This is a genomic window from Mesorhizobium sp. M7A.F.Ca.US.005.03.2.1, assembly GCF_003997795.1.
GTDB lineage: Bacteria > Pseudomonadota > Alphaproteobacteria > Rhizobiales > Rhizobiaceae > Mesorhizobium > Mesorhizobium ciceri.
Map to the genome: position 1 here is coordinate 1 of NZ_RZRP01001419.1, position 824 is coordinate 824.

Annotated in this window: 1 protein-coding gene; it reads left to right on the top strand. The window is 59.8% G+C overall.

The genetic code is table 11. The features are described 5' to 3' along the window. The first annotated feature begins 215 nt into the window (after positions 1-215). Positions 216-686, top strand: a complete 471-nt coding sequence (locus EN991_RS38210; protein ID WP_127367036.1) for an Hsp20 family protein — start codon at positions 216-218, stop codon at positions 684-686. The last annotated feature ends 138 nt before the right edge of the window (positions 687-824 follow it).

Consider the following 824-nt stretch of genomic DNA (forward strand, 5'->3'; position numbering starts at 1 on the left):
CCATTGACCCGTCGGCGAGTGACCCCGCCGGCGGGGGGTGGCATGGGTGCGTTTCGCCCGGATTGCCGCTGAAAATTTTCCTAATACCTCTTGAAGGTGCAAGTCGCGATTCTAAATTGATGGTCGCCGGTCGCCTGATGGGGCCGGCAAGACCAGGAGGCGGCAAGGCTCTTGGCGCCTCCTATGATCCATGTTGCTCAAAGGAGGATGTGGTTATGAACCTCGATTTTACCCCCCTGTACCGGTCCAGCATCGGCTTCGACCGCATGGTCGACATGCTTGAAAATGCGAGCCGTGTGGCCTCGTTCGACAACTGGCCGCCCTACGATATCGCCAAGGTTGATGATGATGACTATCGCATCACGATGGCGGTCGCCGGTTTCTCGCAGGACCAGCTGACCATCACTCACCAGCCCAACATGCTGGTCGTGAGCGGGTCGCAATCCGGCGATGAGAACGGCCAGTATCTCTACCGCGGCATCAACGGGCGCGCTTTCGAGCGTCGGTTCGAACTGGCCGATCATGTCAAAGTTGCTGGCGCCAGCCTTGAGAACGGGCTGCTGAGCATCGATCTCAAGCGCGAGGTTCCCGAGGAGATGAAACCGCGCAAGGTCGAGATCTCCAGCGGGGCTCCCATTCCGAAGATCGAAGCCCGCAAGGTCGAGACCGAGAAGCTGGCGGCCTGAGCAATTCACGATGAAGGCATCGCTTGAGCCGGGCGTCCGGCCCGGCTCACAGACCTACGAAAGGAGAAAGACAATGAGCGTACGTGATTTGATCCCATGGGGCCGGGGCAACGGAAACTCGGCGCCCAGTCTCTTCCC

What these genes read in the sequence shown, in the direction of transcription:
- EN991_RS38210 (WP_127367036.1), top strand. Translation starts at nt 216, where the DNA reads ATGAACCTCGATTTTACCCCCCTGTACCGGTCCAGCATCGGCTTCGAC.